Annotated in this window: 17 protein-coding genes; 10 read left to right on the forward strand and 7 right to left on the reverse strand. The window is 62.6% G+C overall.

Annotated features, from left to right (window positions below; all coding sequences use genetic code 11):
- Positions 1-46: 46 nt before the first annotated feature.
- The 5 genes from ilvD to ACPPVR_RS13405 all read left to right on the forward strand — a co-directional run bounded on the left by ilvD (position 47) and on the right by ACPPVR_RS13405 (position 5,346).
- Positions 47-1,741, forward strand: a complete 1,695-nt coding sequence (ilvD, locus tag ACPPVR_RS13385; RefSeq protein WP_426616097.1) for a dihydroxy-acid dehydratase — start codon at positions 47-49, stop codon at positions 1,739-1,741.
- A 128-nt stretch (positions 1,742-1,869) separates the two neighbouring features.
- Entirely contained in the window at positions 1,870-2,715 is an 846-nt protein-coding gene (locus ACPPVR_RS13390; protein WP_426614675.1) for an ABC transporter ATP-binding protein, read from the forward strand.
- Positions 2,712-3,497: an ABC transporter permease gene (locus ACPPVR_RS13395; protein WP_426614676.1), complete on the forward strand. Its 786-nt coding sequence runs from the start codon at positions 2,712-2,714 to the stop codon at positions 3,495-3,497. The genes ACPPVR_RS13390 and ACPPVR_RS13395 overlap by 4 nt, the downstream gene beginning before the upstream one ends.
- Complete coding sequence (locus tag ACPPVR_RS13400; RefSeq protein ID WP_426614677.1) at positions 3,494-4,261, forward strand: ABC transporter permease; 768 nt, start codon at positions 3,494-3,496, stop codon at positions 4,259-4,261. Before ACPPVR_RS13395 ends, ACPPVR_RS13400 begins: the two co-directional genes overlap by 4 nt.
- A 38-nt stretch (positions 4,262-4,299) precedes the next feature.
- Positions 4,300-5,346 (forward strand): peptidase M29, encoded by a 1,047-nt coding sequence (locus ACPPVR_RS13405; RefSeq protein ID WP_426614678.1) that lies wholly within the window; start codon positions 4,300-4,302, stop codon positions 5,344-5,346.
- Here the strand turns inward: ACPPVR_RS13405 and ACPPVR_RS13410 are convergent.
- From ACPPVR_RS13410 to ACPPVR_RS13430, 5 genes are read right to left on the reverse strand one after another with little or no spacing between them, the layout of a single operon-like run.
- Positions 5,343-6,335 (reverse strand): 3-hydroxybutyryl-CoA dehydrogenase, encoded by a 993-nt coding sequence (locus tag ACPPVR_RS13410; protein ID WP_426614679.1) that lies wholly within the window; start codon positions 6,333-6,335, stop codon positions 5,343-5,345. The genes ACPPVR_RS13405 and ACPPVR_RS13410 overlap by 4 nt on opposite strands.
- A 3-nt stretch (positions 6,336-6,338) precedes the next feature.
- Complete coding sequence (locus ACPPVR_RS13415) at positions 6,339-7,427, reverse strand: NAD/NADP octopine/nopaline dehydrogenase family protein (RefSeq protein ID WP_426614680.1); 1,089 nt, start codon at positions 7,425-7,427, stop codon at positions 6,339-6,341.
- Positions 7,424-8,950 carry a class I adenylate-forming enzyme family protein gene (locus tag ACPPVR_RS13420; protein ID WP_426614681.1) on the reverse strand — a complete coding sequence of 509 codons (1,527 nt, stop codon included), beginning with the start codon at positions 8,948-8,950 and terminating at the stop codon, positions 7,424-7,426. The genes ACPPVR_RS13415 and ACPPVR_RS13420 overlap by 4 nt, the downstream gene beginning before the upstream one ends.
- Before the next feature lie 2 nt (positions 8,951-8,952).
- Positions 8,953-10,242, reverse strand: a complete 1,290-nt coding sequence (locus ACPPVR_RS13425) for an acyl-CoA dehydrogenase family protein (protein WP_426614682.1) — start codon at positions 10,240-10,242, stop codon at positions 8,953-8,955.
- 7 nt (positions 10,243-10,249) lie between these two features.
- Entirely contained in the window at positions 10,250-11,068 is an 819-nt protein-coding gene (locus ACPPVR_RS13430) for an alpha/beta fold hydrolase (protein ID WP_426614683.1), read from the reverse strand.
- 195 nt (positions 11,069-11,263) lie between these two features.
- Between ACPPVR_RS13430 and ACPPVR_RS13435 the strand changes: the two genes are divergently transcribed.
- The 4 genes from ACPPVR_RS13435 to ACPPVR_RS13450 all read left to right on the forward strand — a co-directional run bounded on the left by ACPPVR_RS13435 (position 11,264) and on the right by ACPPVR_RS13450 (position 16,644).
- Positions 11,264-12,025, forward strand: a complete 762-nt coding sequence (locus ACPPVR_RS13435) for an SDR family NAD(P)-dependent oxidoreductase (protein ID WP_426614684.1) — start codon at positions 11,264-11,266, stop codon at positions 12,023-12,025.
- A 25-nt stretch (positions 12,026-12,050) separates the two neighbouring features.
- On the forward strand, positions 12,051-12,887 hold the full coding sequence (locus tag ACPPVR_RS13440; protein ID WP_426614685.1) for an enoyl-CoA hydratase family protein: 837 nt from the start codon (positions 12,051-12,053) through the stop codon (positions 12,885-12,887).
- Between the two features lie 99 nt (positions 12,888-12,986).
- Positions 12,987-15,338, forward strand: coding sequence for a bifunctional salicylyl-CoA 5-hydroxylase/oxidoreductase (locus tag ACPPVR_RS13445; RefSeq protein ID WP_426614686.1), 2,352 nt, complete (start codon positions 12,987-12,989; stop codon positions 15,336-15,338).
- 55 nt (positions 15,339-15,393) lie between these two features.
- Positions 15,394-16,644, forward strand: coding sequence for a flavin-dependent oxidoreductase (locus tag ACPPVR_RS13450; RefSeq protein WP_426614687.1), 1,251 nt, complete (start codon positions 15,394-15,396; stop codon positions 16,642-16,644).
- Positions 16,645-16,653: 9 nt separating this feature from the next.
- Here the strand turns inward: ACPPVR_RS13450 and ACPPVR_RS13455 are convergent, their stop codons facing one another.
- Both ACPPVR_RS13455 and ACPPVR_RS13460 read right to left on the reverse strand, forming a co-directional pair.
- Positions 16,654-17,109, reverse strand: a complete 456-nt coding sequence (locus ACPPVR_RS13455) for a cupin domain-containing protein (protein WP_007601580.1) — start codon at positions 17,107-17,109, stop codon at positions 16,654-16,656.
- Positions 17,110-17,139: 30 nt separating this feature from the next.
- Positions 17,140-18,315: an ABC transporter substrate-binding protein gene (locus ACPPVR_RS13460; protein ID WP_426614688.1), complete on the reverse strand. Its 1,176-nt coding sequence runs from the start codon at positions 18,313-18,315 to the stop codon at positions 17,140-17,142.
- Between the two features lie 279 nt (positions 18,316-18,594).
- On the opposite strand from ACPPVR_RS13460, the gene ACPPVR_RS13465 reads away from it, so the two are divergent.
- The gene (locus ACPPVR_RS13465) at positions 18,595-19,086 is read left to right on the forward strand and encodes a MarR family winged helix-turn-helix transcriptional regulator (RefSeq protein WP_426616098.1); all 492 of its coding nucleotides are present in this window, start codon (positions 18,595-18,597) and stop codon (positions 19,084-19,086) included.
- The last annotated feature ends 29 nt before the right edge of the window (positions 19,087-19,115 follow it).

The raw sequence follows: 19,115 nt of genomic DNA on the forward strand, positions 1-19,115 counted from the left end.
GCAGCGTCCCGCCACGTGCGGGACATTGCATGAAGATGATGCACGTATGAAGAAGTTGCGATCACGGATAACGACCGACGGCCTCGACCGGGCCCCGCATCGCGCGTTCATGCGTGCGATGGGCCTGGATGACGAGGCAATCGCCAAGCCCATGGTAGGCGTCGTCAGCATGAAAGGCGAGCAGACGCCCTGCAACATGACCCACGACTTCCAGGTGGCGGCGGCCAAGACCGGGATTGAGGAAGCCGGCGGGACGCCGCGCGAATTCTCGACCATCTCGGTGTCCGACGGCATCAGCATGAATCACGAGGGAATGAAGTTTTCCCTCTTCTCGCGCGAGTTGATCGCCGACTCTATCGAGGCCGTCGTCCACGGTCTCGCCTACGACGCGCTGATCGGATACGGCGGATGCGACAAGACGCTTCCGGGCGTGATGATGGGAATGGTTCGCTGCAACGTGCCGTCAATCTTCATCTATGGCGGCAGCGCGCTGCCGGGGCGTGTGGACGGGCGGACTCTAACGGTGCTCGACTCCTACGAAGCTGTTGGTAGCTTCATGACCGGTGAAATCGACGGAGCCACGCTCGAGCGGATCGAGCGCACCTGCCTGCCGACCATTGGAGCTTGCGCCGGCCAGTTCACCGCGAACACCATGGGCATGGTGTCGGAGGCGATGGGATTGACCATTCCCAACGTCTCGATGGTGCCCGGTGTCTACGCCGAGCGCGCGCAGATCTCCCGGCGCGCCGGTCGGCTGATCATGGAAATGCTGGAGCGCGGCGGCCCGCTGCCGCGCGACATCGTGACGCGCAAATCCCTGGAGAACGGCGCGGCCATTGTTGCCGCGACAGGTGGTTCGACCAACGCCGCGCTGCATTTGCCGGCGATCGCGAACGAGGCCGGTATCGCATTCACGATCGACGATGTCGGCGAGGTCTTTGCCAGGACGCCGCTGATTGGAAACTTGCGGCCGGGGGGCATATATACAGCGAAGGATGTCTACGATATCGGCGGTGCTGCCGTCGTGATTCGCGAACTCATCCAAAGCGGACATATCGACGGCAGCTGCCTGGCCATTACGGGCCGCACGCTCGCGGAAGAATATGGCGGGGCCAACGCACCCGATGGCGAGGTTGTTTACGCGGCTCGCTCACCAATCATGCCCGATGGCGGCGTGGCTGTGCTGAAGGGAAATCTCTGTCCCGACGGTGCGGTCATCAAAGTTGCAGGCCTCAAGAGCCAGTCCTTCGAAGGCGTTGCACGCGTATTCGAGGATGAGGAGGCTTGTGTCTCGGCGGTTCGCGACCGCAGCTACAAGGCAGGCGAGGTGCTGGTCATCCGCAATGAAGGACCGGTCGGCGGCCCCGGCATGCGCGAGATGCTCGGCGTTACAGCGCTGATTTATGGGCAGGGCATGGGCGAAAAAGTTGCCCTGATCACGGATGGTAGGTTCTCCGGTGCAACCCGCGGCATGTGCATCGGTTATGTGTCTCCCGAAGCGTTTGTTGGTGGCCCGTTGGCGCTTGTTCGCGATGGCGACAAGATCCGGATTGACGCTGCTGGCCGCCGCATGGACTTGCTGGTTGACGAACAGGAACTTGCAGTGCGCCGTCGCGATTGGAAGCCGAGGCCGCCTCGTCATCGCGCCGGAGCGCTTGCAAAATATGCGCGGCTGGTTGGTCAGGCGCCGGGCGGAGCCGTCACGCATGAGGGCCCGGCTGAATGGCCGTGGTTCGATTGAACCATGATGCTTGCGCGAAAATGACGACCCGTTTGGCAGGTTTCTTGCTAAGCTCTTGGTGCTGATGGAGGACATTCAGTTGGTCGGTTGCGCGGGGATATTCGCGCACGGGTGAAGCGAGAGACGGGATGAAGGTAGTGCCTTCGAGATCGAGCGAATGGGTGAGACCGGTGACGTCAAAAAAGCCGGCTTCTGCTATCATCGAGATCGACCGCGTCTCGCAGGTTTTTCAAACCTCGGCGCGCAAGGATCATTTGGCGTTGTCGGATATTTCCCTCACGATCGACGAGGGAGCGTTCGTCTCCATCCTCGGTCCGTCCGGCTGTGGCAAGTCGACTCTGCTTTACATCGTTGGAGGTTTCGTCAATCCAAGCAGCGGCGCGGCGAAGATGAAGGGCAAGGCGATCACGGCGCCAGGTCCGGATCGTGGACCGGTATTCCAGGAGTTTGCACTGTTTCCCTGGAAGACCGTGCTGGGCAACGTAATGTACGGGCCTCGTCAGCAAGGAGCGCGAGCCGTTGAGGCTGAAGCACAGAGCCGGACCTTGATCGAAATGGTTGGCCTCAAGGGCTACGAGAATTTCTACCCCAAGGAACTCTCTGGAGGCATGAAGCAGCGGGTGGCGCTGGCCCGAACGCTCGCCTATCACCCCGAAGTCCTGCTGATGGATGAGCCCTTCGGTGCGCTCGACGCTCACACGCGGACGCGCTTGCAGAACGATCTGTTGAATATCTGGGAGCGCGACCGCAAGACGGTGTTGTTCGTCACCCATTCGGTCGACGAGGCAGTCTTCCTGTCGGACAAGGTCGTGATGATGTCAAAATCGCCGGGCCGTATTCGGCAGGTCATCGACATCGATCTGCCGCGGCCGCGTCGTCGCAACGAGTTGTTGCTCGATCCGCGCTACCAGAAATATGTCGTCGACATCGAGCGCATGTTCGATGAGAGCGACGAGACCGGATCACCTTCATGATGTCGCCGGCTGCCCTGGTCAGACGCGCCGCCCCGGTGTTTGCCTGCATCGGGTTGCTGGCCGTATGGCAGGTGGCGTCCCTTGTACTGAAGAACGACAGCTTTCCGACCGCGATCGAGGCGATCCGCGCGATTCCCGACATCCTTGGCGACAAGGAAGCGCTGATCAACATTCTGGCCTCGCTGCGTCGCATGGCGATGGGATTCGGCGTAGCTGTGCTTGTTTCGATTCCCCTGGGCCTGTTGATGGGGCGTAGCCGCGCGGTCGCCGCCTTCTTCAATCCGCTTCTGATGGTGATTTACCCGGTGCCGAAGGCGGCCTTGATGCCGATCATCATGCTATGGCTCGGGGTCGGCGATATCACGAAGACGCTGGTAATCTTTCTTGGTGTCAGCCTGCCGGTAATCTATCACAGCTTCGAGGGCGCCAGGGCCGTCGAAGAGAAGATGCTGTGGTCCGGCGCGGCCATGGGACTCTCACCCCTACAGCGCCTCGTTCGGATCGTGCTGCCTGCCGCTCTCCCGGAGATTTTGACTGGGTGCCGCACGGGCCTGGTGCTGGCGCTGATCACGATGATTACCAGCGAGATGATCGCCCGGCAGTCCGGCGCCGGCAACATTCTGTTCAATGCACTCGATATGGGGCAATACGACACCGTGTACGCGATGATCATCATCGTGGGGGCGATGGGAATCTGCCTCGACGCGATGTTCGAGCGGGTCCGGGCAAGGCTTGTACGTTGGTCTGAACCCCAGTTCGATATGCCGCTGAGCTTCTCATGACATCGCGCCTTTCCTCAACAGAAGTGATCCTCGGGCTGGCGCCAATCGCGCTGGTGATCGCTATCTGGCAGGGCCTCGTGTCATCCGGTCTTGCGCCCGCGGTTTTGCTGCCGCCGCCGGGAATCGTCTTCAGCCGGTTGTTCCAGCAGCTTTTGACGTGGACCTTTCAGCAGGAGATCGCGGCGACTCTGATCCGGTTGTTTGCCGGTTTTGCGATTGCTGTTGTGCTTGGCGTCAGCATTGGTATCGCCGCGGCGGCCAATCCAGCAATCAACGCCGTGGTTCGTCCGATCGTGCGCGTTCTGGCGCCGTTGCCCAAGGTCGCGCTTTATCCTGCGCTGCTATTGTTGCTTGGTTTCGGCCACGGGTCGAAGATCACATTGGTAGCCGCGGATGCACTCTTTCCTATTCTGCTGTCCACCTACTATGGCGCGTCGACCGTCGAGCAGAAACTGATCTGGTCGGCTATGGCGGCGGGAACGCCGCGCTACGCAATCCTTTTCAAGGTTGTCTTGCCGGCTGCGATGCCGGCGATCCTGACGGGCTGCCGGGTTGGCCTTGTTATTTCCTGCATCGTGGTGTTTCTGGCCGAGATGATTACGTCGACGGACGGACTGGGCCATGCCCTCGTCACGGCGGCCCGGACCTTCCAGGCCGTCGACATGTTCGTGCCGCTGATTACGATCTCGCTGCTGGGGTTGATCCTTAACGGTCTGTTGGGTGCCGTACGATCGTATCTCCTACGGGGCTTCCCCGAAGCGTGATCTGAACGGACAAGAAACCAGAAGACTGGGAGTGAATCATGCTGGCTGATCGCATCGAGGCAAAATGGATCGACGCATTTTGCGAGATTTTTGAGCGATGCGCCGTCAAGGCCGGTGATACCGCCGCGATCCTGTCGGAAACCCAGTCGCGCGCATTGAATGTGCATCTGGCGGAGCTTGCGCTGTTGCGCATGGGGGCAAAGCCGTTTCACGTGGTGATGCCGACTCCGCGCAACCGCAACGTCGTTCCGGTTCGCTCAACGGGGGCAAGCGAGGCGATCCAGCGGCTTGGGCCGGTCATCAGCGCGCTTCAGCAGGCGGGCTTTGTGGTGGATTGCACCATCGAGGGCCTGATGCACGCGGTAGAGACACCGGAGATTTTGAAGGCCGGCGCGCGGATCCTGGTAATCTCCAACGAGCACCCCGAGGCGCTGGAACGCATGGTGCCGGACCCGGCGCTCGAGAAGCGCGTTCGGGCGGCGGCGAAGATGCTGCGGGGGACCAAGCGGATGCGGGTCACCTCAAAAGCGGGGACCGCGCTTGACGTCGATATGGTCGGAGCTTCCACGGTCGGCGTTTGGGGCTGGACCGACAAGCCTGGCACGCTGGCGCATTGGCCGGGCGGCATCGTCGTCAGCTTTCCCAAGAGCGGGACGATCAACGGCACGCTGGTGATGGCGCCCGGCGATATCAACCTGACCTTCAAGCGCTACCTGACGTCCCCGGTGAAGATGACGCTGAAGGACGATTATGTGGTTGAGCTGGAAGGCGAGGGCACGGATGCGGCGATGATGCGCGCCTATCTCGCCGCGTGGGGCGATCGGGAGGCCTACGCCGTCTCACATGTCGGTTTCGGCATGAATCCAGGGGCGCGTTATGAAGCGCTGTCGATGTACGACCAGCGCGACACCAACGGGACGGAGATTCGCGCCGTCCCCGGCAACTTCCTGTTCTCGACCGGTGCGAACGAATTTGCGGGCCGCTATACGGCAGGCCACTTCGACCTGCCGATGATGGGAACGACCATCGAACTCGACGGGGTCGCCGTGGTGCGAGAAGGTGTGCTCCAGGACGTCTTTGGCTAGCTGCGATCGAGGACCGGCGGCCGAGCCAGGTCGAAGTGCCGGAGCAGATCGACCATGGCCTGAAGCCGTTTCGCGCGATAGGCATCGACGTCGAGGCCGGAATAATCGAGAAAGCCTGCGCCCGTTCGCAGGCCGATCCGGCCTTCATGCATGTTTCGTGAAATGACGTCCGGCGCGCGATAGCGGTCGCTGCCAAGCGCGCCCTCAAGATAGCGGCTGGCATAGTACAGGATATCGCCGCCGCCCCAGTCGATGAACTCGAGCAGACCGAGCACCGCATAGCGGAAGCCGAAGCCGTAGCGGATCGCCTTGTCGATCTCTTCCGCGCTGGCGACGCCTTCCTCGACCATGCGCGCGGCTTCGTTCATCGCGAGTGCCTGGATGCGCGGGACGATGAAGCCGGGCGTAGCTGCACAGACCACCGGCACCTTGCCGATGCCCTCGAGCAGCGCCTTGACCTCGCTGATGACGGCGGGGTCGGTCGCCTTGCCGGGCGAAACTTCCACCAGCGGGATCAGATAGGCCGGATTGAGCCAATGCACGTTGAGGAAGCGGCGAGGTTGTTCGATCGCGTCGGACAGATCGTCGACCAGAATGGTCGATGTCGTTGACGCGATGATCGTGTCGGGGCGGACCTGCCGCGAGGCAGACCCTAGCACTTCGCGCTTAAGCTCGACGACCTCAGGCACGCCTTCGAAGACAATTCCGGCATCGGTCAGCGCTGCTCCACTCTCGCGGGCTGGCACCACCGAGACCCGCGCGATGAGTGGCTCGACATCTGCCTCGGTCAGTAGCCCCAGGCTCGACAGGCTGGCGAATGTTTTCCGAACCTCGCCGAGCGCGTCCGCTTCCAGCCTGGTGAATTCTTCCGCGGAACGGGCCTTGACGTCGATCATGGTGACCGTGTGTCCCGCGTAGGCGAATGCGACGGCGATGCCACGGCCCATGCGGCCAGCCCCGAGACAGGCGATGTTGGCGCGGATGGTCATCAGTCAGAATCCCTCGCGAAGCAACGTCTGCAATTCGGCTTTGTGGAGACCGCCAAGGCCCAGCGTTTCGAGCGTTCGGCCGCCCTGTGTAATATCTTCGCCGCAGATCGCTCCGCCGATCGCCAGAAAGGCCTTGGCCAGCGGTGTGGCCACACCCGCGAGACCTGCGACGGAGACCAGCAGCGATAATCCAAGCCGCAGATCCTCGCGCATGTAGCGATGCTCGGTCAGGACGATGCGTTCGCGCCAGTCGCCGGAGTCAGTCAGGCGGTCATGCGAGCCGCGGCCATACATCCAGATTTCGCCCTCCTTGGCGTAGTGGTGGGCGAGCGGGAAATGCGGCGCGGCATATCCGAGTGCTTCACGCACCACCATCCGCTCCGCGTCGAGCGCGTCAGTGACCCGGCGGATCGCAGCTTGCGTGCCTTCTTTGTGAATGTCCCACCGCTCGAAGTGCTCGATCGGACCCGCATTCATCACGATCAGTGGCGGATGGATGACGGGGCCGGCATTCATCAGTGCGCCAGAGAGCGCGTCGCCGCACGGTTCGATCGCGCCAGGGAAGGCGCGTCCGATCACTTCGAGGGCCTGCGGAGCTCGATCGAGCGGGAAAACGCCGACTGGCAGTCGTTTGGCGCGGATGGTGATCGCGACCTCGAACGGCCCGTGCTTGCGGGTCAGCCAGGGCAACGTGCCGGTCTCGGCGAAGCTCGCCTTGGCGCGATTGCCGGCGTCACGTGCGGCTTGCGCGAAGATCATCGAGCCGAATGTAGCCGGTGGCAGAAATACCACCTGGTCGTCCTGCAAATGCGGAGCAAGCAAACGCGCGATATCCGGTTGCGCGAAAGCGGGGGAAGGGCACAGGATCAGCTCCGTGTCGTCGACGGCCTCGGCGATGTCTGCTGTGACCAGCGCGAGCTTCACGTCATGGCGGCCGTTATGATCCTTCACCAGGATGCGCGAGCCTGCGTCACGATGGGCTGCAACCTGGTCCGTGTCGCGGCGCCACAGCCGGACATCATGCCCCGACAGCGCAAAGTCGCCCGCGGCTGCGAAAGAGCCGTTTCCCCCACCGAGTACCGCAATCTTCAAGATGCTCCTCCTTGCGCGCGCGACTGCGCATCAAGCTGCTTGAGCAGGAAATGCTGAACCTTGCCCAGCGCCGTGCGCGGGAGGTCTGTGACGAAGATAATGTCGCGCGGCACCTTGTAGCGCGCGAGCTCGGCCTGAAGGTGCCCCTTCAGCTCGTCCGCTTCGAGGCGGCAGCCGGATCGGCGGATCACATAGGCGATCGGCACCTCGTCCCAGCGCTGGTCCGGCCTGCCGATTACGGCGCATTCGCTGACATCGGGGTGTTCGAGCAGGACGCGTTCGACTTCGGCCGGATAGATGTTTTCGCCACCGGAAATGATCATGTTCTTCTTGCGATCGCGCACCCAGAAATAGCCGTCGGCGTCGCACAGGCCGATATCTCCGGTGCGATACCAGCCATCTTGCAGCGCGTCGCGCGTGGCATCCGCATTGCCCCAATATTCAGAAATTACGTTCGGCCCACGCACCGCGATCTCGCCCGGCATGCCCGCCGGCACCTCGCGGCCTCCCTGATCGATGACCTTTGCCTCACAGCACAGGCCGGCAAGACCGGTCGATCCCGCGCGCGAAAGATCGCCGCCAAGCCGCGTGTACACTGCTATGGGGCAGGTTTCTGTCGAACCGTAGACCTGGAGCACCGGAACTCCGCGTGCGACGACACGATCGATCAGATGCGGCGGTACGATGGTCGAGCCGGTGGCGACGGCTTTTAGCGACGAGAGATCGGCGCTGGCCCAGGCGGGATGCTCGGTCACGGCCTGGATGATCGCCGGCACCATCACGGTCAGTGTCGGTCGTGCCTGCGCGATGGTCGCGAGCGCCGTATCCGGCGTAAAGCGGGCATGGATCGTGACGGTCGCACCAAGCTGGAGCGCCGGTGTGGTCTGGATGTTGAGACCGCCGACGTGGAAGAACGGCAGCACGGTCAGCACATGATCGTCGGATGTCATGTTGTGCATGTGCTGGCTCATGACGCCGTTCCAGAACAGCGCCTCCTGACGCAGCACCGCGCCCTTTGGCCGTCCGGTCGTGCCGGACGTGTACACGATGAGAAGTGGGCAGGAGAGATCGGTGTGTGGGTTGCGTCCGCTAACTCTGTTGCCCGCCAGTAAATCATCGAAGGCTGCGCCGTGCGGCGGCTTGAAGTCGAGGCCGATAACGGCCATCCCCGGTGTGAGTTCGGGCAGCACACCCTCAAATGCCTGCTCGAGTATGAGTACCTTCGCGCCTGCATCTGAGAGAATGAACAGCTGTTCGGCGACGGCGAGCCGCCAGTTCAGCGGCACCAGGATCGCGCCGAGCCGTGCGCACGCATAGAGCAGGACCAGATAATCCGGCCGATTCAGGCTCAGAATCGCGACGCGGTCGCCGCGGCCGACGCCGAGCTCCTGCTTCAACGCCATGGCAGTCCGTTCGATGCGCGCGGCGAATGCGGCGTAGCTCAGCCGCTCCCCTTCGAAGGCGATGGCTATCTTGTCTGGCGCGAACGCCGCGTTGCGGTCGATCAGACTACAGAGGTCCACCGTCAGTCGTCCGTTTCACCGGCCTCGTACAGCGCCTCACGCCCGAGCCGGTCTAGGCAGAGTTCGGCTGTCCAGGGCAGCATCAGCGAGCCGCAGCGGCTGTCGCGATAGATGCGCTCCAGCGGAAGCGACCGGAGCATGGCCTGACCACCGCAGGTTCGGATCGCGAGCGCCGCCAGCTCATTGGCGCCTTCCATCACCGAATATTGCGCGGCATAGGCGCGCAGCACCTGCTCCTTGCTCGGATTGGCGCGCGCCTCGGTGACAGCCTGGAACCAGATCGCCTTGATTTGCTCCAGCTTGATCTGCATCTGCGCCACTGCAATCTGCTTGGTCGGATACATCCTGCGCTTGACCGGTGGCATGCCCGGCACCTCGCCGCGCAAATAGCGCACGGTGAAGTCATAGGCGGCCTGCGCAAGGCCCATATAGGTCGGCGACAGCGTCAGGAACATGTGCGGCCAGCGCATCGCGGCCTGGAAATAGACGCCGCGCGGCATCAACGCGGAATCGTCCGGTACGAACACGTCCTTGAACAGAAGCGTTCGCGAGATCGTTCCGCGCATGCCGAGTGGATCCCAATCACCGACGACTGAAACGCCTTGCGATTTGGCAGGGATTGCCAAGTAAAGCGTGTTGCGGCGCGAAGCTTTCGCGCCTTCCTCGATCTCGGTGCACAGCACGCCGTAATAGTCGGCATGGCCGGAGAGCGATGCAAAGATCTTCTTGCCGTTGACGATCCAGCCACCCTCGACGGGCTTTGCTTCCGTACCGAACGCAACGCCGCCCGCGGCCGCCGCGCCGCCTTCCGAGAAAGGCTGCGAATAGATCGCGCCGTCCTCGACGATGCGTTTGTAATGGACCGCGCGCCGCCGCTCGTGCTCGGCGCGGGTCTCCCCGTCCATATCGAGATCGTCGGCGAGCGGGCCCGACCACAGGGTCGAGCAGACATGCATATTCCATGTGAGCGCAGTGGCACCGCAATAGCGGCCGATCTCGGCTGCTGCCAAAGCGTAGGTCTGGTAGTTCGCGCCGAGCCCGCCATGCTTCTTGGGGACGGCGATGCCGAGCAGGCCAACACGGTGCAGGTCGCGATAATTCTCGGTCGGGAAGATCGCCTCGCGATCATAGGTCGCGGCGCGGTCCGCGAACACGCTCTGGCCGATCTCGCGGGCGCGGGCGATGATGCCGGTCTGCTCCTCGCTCAAGCGGAACGCGACGGGATCGAAGATTGGCGCATCCAGTGCGACCCTGTCGCTGGCGCCAATGGTCTTGCTGACTTGCATGGTCATTGCGCGATCACCCTCGTTTAGTCGCGACGGAGTCAAGAAACCGGCCGAGAGCCTCGTCAAAAGCGTTCGGACGTTCCAGGTTTGCGAGGTGGCCCACGCCGGCCAGCTCGACATGCTCCGCCGAAGGAATATAAGTCGCCGTCTTCGCCATCATGGGAGCGGGCGCATTGTTGTCCCTTGAGCCGGACAGCAGCAGCGTTGGTACGGAAATATCCTTGAGCGTGCTGCGCTGATCGAAGCCGATTAGGGCCAGCATCATGGCGCGATAGCTCGCTTCCGGCACGCTTGCCATGCATTCGCGTGCAAGCTCCATCCCCTTTGGATCTGGCTCGTCGCCGACAAGCTCCTTCACCAGGGAAGGCGCCAGCGACTTCATCGTCTCTCCGCGATCGAGTGGCCCAAGCCGCGCTGCGATAAACGATTTCTGCCAATCGCCGTCCGCCTTGCCGAAGGCCGGGCTAGTCTGCGCCAACACCACGGCGCGTGCCAATTTGGGAGACTGAACCAGCAATTTCTGGACGATCATGCCGCCGATGGAATGGCCGACCAGAATAGGATTGGTTGCATCGATCTGCGTGATGAATTGCTGGAGCGCATCGGCCAGGGCAGAGATGCTAACGCCGCCAAGCGGCGCTGACCCACCGTAGCCCGGCATGTCCCACGCGATCGCGAGGAAGCGGTTGCCGAATGTGGCGAGCTGGCGCCGCCATGCCCGCGCTGCGCCGCCAATGCCGTGAAGGAAAATCACAGGGACCGCGCCCGGATCGCCTGCGGCTTCATAGGCGAAGCGACCATCCTTTGTTATCATCGGCGCGGGCTGCGACACGCGATATCCTTTTGCTTGGCCCGGTGATGCTAACAGGCTTGTGAGGGATGGGAAGAGATAATTTTATACTTAAAGCAATTTTCGGGCCGCCGGGTGCATAGCCTTCCCGGAGGTCACGAGTACGCTTCGTTGCAAAAGCTTGAAGTTTAAAATATATCGAAGCATAGGCCAGCAGTTACGTCAGGGAGCCCGCGCATGTCCGGATTGCCGCATTCGCCGCACGCGCTGGTGACCGGTGGTGGCCGCGGCATCGGCCGGGCGATTGCGGCGGCTCTCGTTGGAGCTGGTGCCACCGTCACGGTGCTTGGCCGGAACGCAGCAACCCTTGAGGAGGCCGTGAGTGCAGGCGCTGCGCATTTTGCCGCCGTCGCCGACGTCTCTGACGAAGCCGCGTTGAAGGCAGCCATTGCCGAAGTGCATGCGCGAAAGCCGATCGACATTCTGATCGCCAACGCCGGCAGCGCCGAGTCGGCGCCGTTCTCGAAATCGGATAGCGCCCTTTTCGCGCGGATGATGGACGTCAATTTCATGGGCGTGGTCCATGCGATCCACGGTGTGTTGCCGGGCATGAAGCATCGTCCCTATGGGCGGATCGTGGCGGTCGCCTCGACGGCCGGGCTCAAGGGATATGCCTATGTCAGTGCGTACACCGCGGCCAAGCACGCCGTCGTCGGTCTCGTCCGTTCGCTCGCCCTCGAGATGGCCGGGAGCAATGTGACTGTGAATGCGGTGTGTCCCGGCTTCACCGATACCGATCTGGTCGCCGGCAGCATCGAGAACATCATGAAGAAAACCGGCCGCAGCCGCGAGCAGGCCATTGCCGAGCTTGCGAAGCACAATCCGCAGGGGCGCCTGATCACGCCGCAGGAGGTGGCGGACGCCGTGCTCTGGTTGTGCGGTGAGGGCGCTGGCGCGATCACCGGTCAGGCGATCGCGGTAGCCGGCGGCGAAATCTAGCGGCTCGGAACAAAGAGGACATCGCATGAGCAGACCTGCCAATCCCGTGACCGTGCCGCTCGCGGACTATTCGCCCGAGCACTTTCTGCTGGCCGTGGTCGACGGTGTCGCGACGGTGACACTCAATCGTCCCGAACGAAAGAATCCGCTGACCTTCGAGAGCTATCGGGAGCTGACTGATTTCTTCCGCGCCTGCGCGTTCGACGATGCGGTCAAGACCATTGTCGTGACCGGCGCCGGAGGCAATTTCTCGTCCGGCGGCGACGTGTTCGAGATCATCGGCCCGCTCGTGAAGATGGACACCAAGGGGCTCACCGCCTTCACGCGGATGACGGGCGACCTCGTCAAGGCGATGCGGGCCTGTCCGCAGCCGATCGTGGCCGCGGTCGAGGGCATCTGCGCCGGCGCTGGCGCGATCGTCGCCATGGCGTCGGATATGCGGCTCGCCGCGAGTGGCGCCAAGGTCGCTTTCTTGTTCAACAAGGTGGGGCTTGCCGGCTGCGACATGGGTGCCTGCGCGATCCTGCCGCGGATCATCGGGCAGTCCCGTGCCTCCGAGCTGCTCTACACCGGGCGATTCATGACCGCGGAAGAGGGTGAGCGCTGGGGCTTCTTTAGCCGCATCGTGACGCCGGAGCAGGTGCTGCCCCAGGCCCAGTTGCTGGCCAAGCAGGTCGCGGAAGGTCCGACCTTCGGCAACACCATGACCAAGCGGATGCTGGCGATGGAATGGGCGATGTCTATCGAAGAGGCGATCGAGGCGGAAGCCATTGCTCAGGCGCTGTGCATGACGACGGCGGATTTCGCGCGCGCCTTCGAGGCGTTCGCCAACAAGGTCAAGCCGGTCTTCAGGGGCGACTGAATAGGGAGCTTTGCTTGCGGATGGGCAGCAACGGGGACTTGCGCGAAATTATTTTAGGCTTAAAATAGTTTCATGGCCGGGTGAATTGGCGAGGCTCCCATGAAAGTCGCGATCATCGGTGGTGGACCTGCGGGTCTCTACGTAGCGATCCTGCTCAAGAAGCAGCGCCCCAGCGCCGATATCAATGTGTATGAGCGCAACCGCGCCGATGACACTTTCGGCTTCGGTGTAGTTTTCTCCGACGCCACGCTGGACAATTTCGAGAAGCACGATCTTCCGAGCTACCGCCGCATCACCCAGGAATTCGCATATTGGGACGACATCGCCGTGCATTTCCGCGGCACTGTGCATCGGGTCGGCGGCAACGGCTTTTGCGGGTGCTCCCGGCAGAAGCTGCTCCTGATCCTCCAGCAGCGGGCGCGTGAGCTCGGCGTCAACTTGCATTTCGAGGCGGACATCGACGACGAGTCGCGCTTCGCTGATGCCGATCTGATCTTGCTGGCTGATGGCATCAACAGCCGCTTCCGCGAGAAGCACGTCGATCATTTCCAGCCGGAAGTCGACCTCCGCACCAACAAGTTCGCCTGGATGGGCTCGACCAAGCCGCTCGATGCCTTCACCTTCATCTTCCAGGAGACCGAGTGGGGACCGTTCATCGCCCACGCCTATCAGTACGAGGCCGGCCATTCGACCTGGATTTTCGAGACCGATCCGCAGACGTTCGAGCGAGCAGGACTAACGGGGCTAAACGAAACCCAATCCGCCGCGCGGATGGCCGAGATCTTCGGCTGGTTCCTCGACGGTCACGAGCTTCTCACCAATCGCTCGATGTGGCGCAATTTCCCGATGATCCGCAGCAAGCGCTGGGTCAAGGACAACATGGTGCTGCTTGGCGACGCCAAGGCGACCGCGCATTTCTCGATCGGTTCCGGTACCAAGCTCGCGATGGAAGATGCGATCGCGCTGGCTGAGGCGATCGCGAATGCGCCCAGCATCGAGGCGGCGTTGGACGTCTATGAGCACGGCCGCCGTGAAGAAGTGGAAAAGACTCAGCACGCCGCCGACGTCTCGCTGGTGTGGTTCGAGCACGTCGATCGCTTCTGGGATTTCGATCCCGTCCAGTTCGCCTTCGGCGTGATGACGCGCTCGAAGGCGATCACCTATGATAATCTGAAGCTGCGTGCGCCGGATTTCGTGGCCGAGGTCGAAAAATCGTTTGCCAAGCAGGTTCGTGGCAATGGATTTGATGTCGATACCAACAAGCCCATGGTGCCGCTGTTCCAGCCAATCCGACTGCGCGAGATGGAGATCGCCAACCGCGCCGTGGTGTCGCCTATGTGCATGTATTCGGCGAAGGAGGGCGTTCCCGGGGATTTTCACCTGGTGCACTACGGATCGCGCGCGATTGGCGGCGCCGGCTTGATTTTCACGGAGATGACTTGCATCAGCAGCGACGCCCGGATCACGCCTGGCTGCGCCGGTCTGTGGAACGACGAGCAGGAGGCGTCGTGGCGGCGTATCGTGGATTTCGTCCACGGCAACTCGGCCGCGAGAATCTGTCTGCAACTCGGACACGCCGGCCGCAAGGGTGCGACCAAGCTGATGTGGGACGGCATGGACCGGCCGCTGGACGAGGGCGGCTGGGAGGTGGTCTCGGCGTCGCCGCTGCCTTATTTCCCCGACAGCCAGGTGCCGCGTGAGCTTGATCGCGCCGATATGAAGGCGGTGAGAGATTCCTTTGTCGCGGCGGCCGAGCGCGGCGAGCGCTGCGGCTTCGACATGCTCGAACTGCACTGCGCCCACGGTTATCTGCTCGCGAGCTTCATCTCGCCCCTGACTAACACCCGCACGGACGAGTATGGCGGCTCCCTCGCCAATCGCCTGCGCTTCCCGCTTGAGGTTTTTGAGGCGCTTCGTGCGGTGTGGCCGTCGCACAAGCCAATGTCGGTGCGTATATCTGCGACCGACTGGGCGGAGGGGGGCATCGACGGCGACGACGCCGTCGCCATCGCCCGTGCCTTTGCCGAAGCCGGTGTCGATCTCGTTGATGTCTCGACCGGACAGACTGTGCGCGATGCGCAGCCGGTCTACGGGCGTATGTTCCAGACCCCGTTCTCCGACCAGGTCCGCAACGAGGCACGCGTGGCCACCATGTGCGTCGGCAACATTACGACCGCGGACCAGGCCAACACCATCCTCGCTGCCGGCCGGGCCGACCTCGTCGCGCTTGGGCGGCCGCATCTGGTCGACCCCTTCTTCACCATGAAGGCCGCGGCCTGGTACGGAGCGAACGGGGCGTTCTGCCCGCCGCAATATCTGCCCGGAAAAGAGCAGATTTTCCGCAATAGTGTCCGCGATAGGCAGGATCTCGAGGAGCTGCGAATTAAGGCTAAGCCGAAGACCCGGGCCGAGCTCAAGGCGGAGGCAACAAAGCCGCTTGCGGCGGAGTGACCGCCCGTGCGAATTTGACCCATTGCCTGGCATGTTTTGAGTGGAGTTGAGGGCGATGAAGGCGATTATTGTCGGCGGCGGTATCGGTGGTCTCACCACGGCATTGATGTTGCGCTCGCGTGGCATTGGTTGCGAGATTTTCGAGCAGGCCGACACCATCCGCGAGCTTGGCGTCGGCATCAACACGCTGCCGCATGCCATGCGCGAGCTCGCAGGCCTCGGCCTTTTGCAGAAGCTCGACGACGTCGCGATCCGCACCGACCAGCTCTATTACCTTAATCGTCATGGCCAGGAGGTCTGGCGCGAAGCCCGGGGGGTGGATGCCGGCCACGATGTGCCACAATTCTCGATTCACCGCGGCAGGCTTCAGGGCGTCATCCATCGCGCCGTCGAGGAGCGGCTCGGGCCTGAATCGATCCACACCGGTTGCCGCCTCGGTGCGTTCACGCAAGATGAAGGCGGCGTCACGGCCTATTTCTTCGACCGGACCGGCACGCATATCCACACCGTACGCGGTGATATCCTGATCGGCGCCGACGGCATCCATTCGCGTGTCCGTGACACGCTGTTCCCGAACGAGGGGCCGCCGTGCTGGAACGGTCTGATGCTGTGGCGGGGTGCGCGCGACTGGCCGCTGTTTCTCACCGGCAAATCGATGATCGTGGCCGGTGGCCTCAACGCCAAGGTGGTGATCTATCCGATCGCCGAGGGATCGAGCCCCGCGAGCCGTCTGACCAACTGGGCCGTGCTGGTGAAGGTCGGCGAAGGCAATGCGCCGCCGCCGCGCAAAGAAGACTGGTCGCGACCGGGCCGCCGCGAGGAGCTGATGCCGCATGTGGCGCGCTTCTCAGTGCCTTACATCGACGTGAAGAGCCTGATCTCGGCAACGCCGGAATTCTATGAATATCCGACCTGCGACCGCGATCCCCTGCCTTATTGGTCGTCGGGGCGCGTCACGCTGCTGGGCGATGCCGCTCATCCGATGTATCCGGTCGGCTCCAATGGTGCGTCGCAGGCGATCCTGGATGCGCGCTGCCTCGCGGACGCGCTGGTGCGTGCCGAGCACCCACGCCAGGCGCTGATGGAGTACGAGAAGAAGCGCCTGCCGATGACCGCTGATATCGTCCGCTCCAACCGGCGCGGCGGCCCCGAGGGCGTCATCGACGCCGTCGAGCAACTCGCGCCCGACGGCTTCGACAATGTCGACAACGTGTTGAGCTATTCCCAGCGCGAGGCGATCGTGCGCGGCTACGCGACCAAAGCCGGATTCGCCGCAGTGCCGGGCCTCGCCGCGGTGCGCGCTTAAAGCCCGCTGCTAGCCGCCGGGCGGCGGCGGCAGGAAGTGGATGTTGAACTCGGCAGCCATCGCCACAACGTCCTCCGGCTTCTGCTCCTTCATGTTGTGAAGGCCCCAGAACAGGTCGAACAGCTTGCGGGTCGGCGAGACCCAGAACAGCACTTTTGCGGTCTGCTCGGACTTGTTGAAGATGCCGTGCGGCACGCCCATGCCAAGGCGGATCAGATCGCCTGCCGTCGCTTGCGATTCGGAATTGCCGAGCATGAAATCGAGCTTCCCCTCCAGCATGTAGAGATACTCGTCCTGATCGGGATGAATATGCGGCGGCACGAATGTGCCCGGCGGCAGCGTCGCGTGCCAGGAGAAGCTGTGCTCGGTGTTGCTCTTCGGCACATAGGTCTGGCCGAGGATGTTCCAGGAGATGCCCTGGATTCCCTCATTGGCCCGCGTGATGCCGGTGATTTCGCTCTTCATTGCAGTCCTCCCTTGACGCGACGCTCGGCTTTAGTTCGCCGCCTTGCAGTCCTTGGCATAGCGGTCGCCGTAGTTCTCAAAAACCTTCTGGACGATCTCGGTCTGGAACTTTCCGTCCGGACGCTTGGCGACCTTGGTCAGGTAAAAATCCTGGATCGGGTAGCCGTTGGTATTGAACTTGAACGAGCCGCGCAGCGAGGTGAAATCGGCCTTCTTCAGGGCAGCCGCAACGGCGTCCTTGTTGGAGAGGTCGCCCTTGACGCCCTTGATGGCGCTGTCGATCAGCATCGCGGCATCATAGGCCTGGAAGGCATAGGTGCCGGGCACGCCATTGTAGGCAGCCTCATAGGCGGCAACGAACTTCTTGTTCTGGGGATTGTCGAGATTGGGTGCCCAGTTCGCGCCGCCGAACATGCCGACGGCCGCGTCCTGCTGCGCCGGCAGGGTCGATTCATCCACCGTGAAAGCCGAGAGCACCGGTATGCTGTCAGCAAGGCCCGCCTGCTTGTATTGCTTGACGAGATTGACGCCGAGGCCACCGGGCATGAACGTGAAGAGCGCATCGGGCTTCTGCGACGAGATCTTGGACAGCTCCGGCTGGAAGTCCAGCGTGTTGAGCGGCATGTAGGACTCCTCGACAACCTCGCCCTTGTAGTCGAGCTTGAAGCCGGCGACGGAATCCTTGCCGGCCTGATAGTTCGGTACCATCAGGTACATGCGCTTGTAGCCGCGATCCTGCGCCACCTTGCCGAGGATCTCGTGAACCTGATCGTTCTGGTACGACGTCACATAGAAGAACGGGCTGCAGTCCTTGCCGGCAAAAGTCGATGGGCCGGCATTGGGGCTGATCAGAAAGGTCTTCGATTCCGTAACGGGCCGGTGGATGGCCTGGAGGATGTTGGAGAAAATTGGTCCGACCACGAAGTCGACCTTGTCGCGCTCCAGAAGGCCCTTGACCTTGGTCACGGCCGCATCCGGCTTCAACTCGTCGTCGACCACGACGACCTCCACGTCGCGGCCGCCCATCTTGCCGCCGAGATCCTTCACAGCAAGCGCAAAGCCGTCGCGGACTTGTTGGCCCAGCGCGGCGCCGGGTCCCGACAGGGTCACGATCACACCCAGCTTGATCTTCTCCTGGGCGAGGGCAGGGTTCGCCGCGCTACCGAGCAGCAAGGCAGCTGCGGCCAAGGTCAATTGCGTCTTCATGATTTGTCCCCCCGTGACAATCGGGCTTGCGTTGCAAGCCGCGTACTCCAATCCAAGCTTATGCCGATGATGGCCGCCGCGGCAAGCAAGGCTGTGCGCATCGCGCCATCGCAGGCGACGCTCATGCAAGCGGCACGCCAATTGTTTGAAGCCTAAAGAAATTCGCATGCGGTCGATTGTTGCAGCTTTAGGCTTGCAGCCCGCGCGAATTTATTTGAAGCTCAAAATGTTAGGGAATCCGTGCCGGCGACAACGCCAGCCGCCAGTGACTGCATCAAGATGCTCGATTCCGAGACCAAGGCCGTCGAGACGCCGGAGGACCATGCCGAAGAGCTTCGGCTGTGGCTGCGTCTGCTGACCTGCACGACCTTGATCGAGGGCGAAGTCCGCGGCCGGCTGCGGCAGCGCTTCGACGTCACATTGCCCCGTTTCGATCTGATGGCGCAGCTCGACAAGGCGCCTGACGGCATGACGCTCTCTGACGTCTCCAAGCGCATGATGGTGTCGAACGGCAACGTCACCGGCCTGGTCGAGCGACTCGTGGAGTCCGGCCATCTCGATCGTCGTACGTCCGAGACGGATCGTCGCGTCCAGGTGATCCGCCTTACGAAACTCGGGCGTGCCGAGTTTCGCAAGATGGCCGCGGAACACGAGACCTGGATCGCAGATCTCTTCGCCGATTTGACGCCAAAGGATGTGCGCGACCTGATGCGGCTCCTGGCCAAGACAAAGGCGTCGGCGCAGAAATCGGCTGCACGCCGCCGGCGTTAAGGCCGGTGGGCGGACCGGCCTCAATTCCC

It is taken from the genome of Bradyrhizobium sp. McL0616, assembly GCF_049993385.1.
Taxonomy (GTDB): domain Bacteria; phylum Pseudomonadota; class Alphaproteobacteria; order Rhizobiales; family Xanthobacteraceae; genus Bradyrhizobium.